A 729-nucleotide genomic window follows, 5' to 3' on the forward strand; every position below is an offset into this window, starting at 1 on the left:
GATCGATGGTGCGCAAATAAACCATGTTCGCAGGCATTGGCCCGGCACTGGCCATGCCAGGCACGACAAAGCCCAGCAGCATAATCAACAGCCGTCTGGCGATGTTTGTAACGCTCATACAATTCAAACGAATGCTTAACACACTTTCACCGGCGTTGCGTTGAGGAGAGGTCATTGGCTTTTGGGTCGATCCCGGCACACCGAACCTGATAATGGTGGTTCTATGCAAATAAGGCAATTTGCTGGCCCCGCTGGCGCAAAGTTATCGCCAAAATCACTTTATTTTCAGGTGGTTAGGCGGAATGGAATTGCGCAATGTAGCGGTCACGATGATCTCGTTCGCCCTGGCGGGCATGGCTGGCGCGGTACACGCCAAGGAGTTGAAACCCAATGACCGCTATATGTGCGACTGGGGTGCGGGGACGGCGGCCCGCGCCCAGGAGCTCAAGTTGTCCGGGGTATCGCTGTATGCCGCTCGCCAGAAGATACACACCTACAAGTTCAACAAACCGTGGATGCACATGATGGCCATGGGCATCACCGAGCAGACCTATGACAGCCCGTCGCGATTCAAGCCCGCTGCCGTGCGGCAGAGTTTTTATGAGGAGTGTGTGCGGTACAAATTGGCGCGTAAGTAACGGTGCTCACACGCTGTGGCGAGGGGGCTTGCCCCCGTTGGACAGCGCAGCTATCCCATTTTTTTGGGGCCGCTTCGCAGCCCAACGGGGG

Annotated in this window: 1 protein-coding gene; it reads left to right on the forward strand. The window is 56.4% G+C overall.

Annotation, left to right across the window (positions count from 1 at the left end):
- The first annotated feature begins 302 nt into the window (after positions 1 to 302).
- Positions 303 to 638, forward strand: a complete 336-nt coding sequence (locus AC1DRJ_RS30920) for a hypothetical protein (protein WP_477805457.1) — start codon at positions 303 to 305, stop codon at positions 636 to 638.
- Positions 639 to 729: the final 91 nt, after the last annotated feature.

It is taken from the genome of Pseudomonas sp. P5_B2 (genome assembly GCF_056400445.1).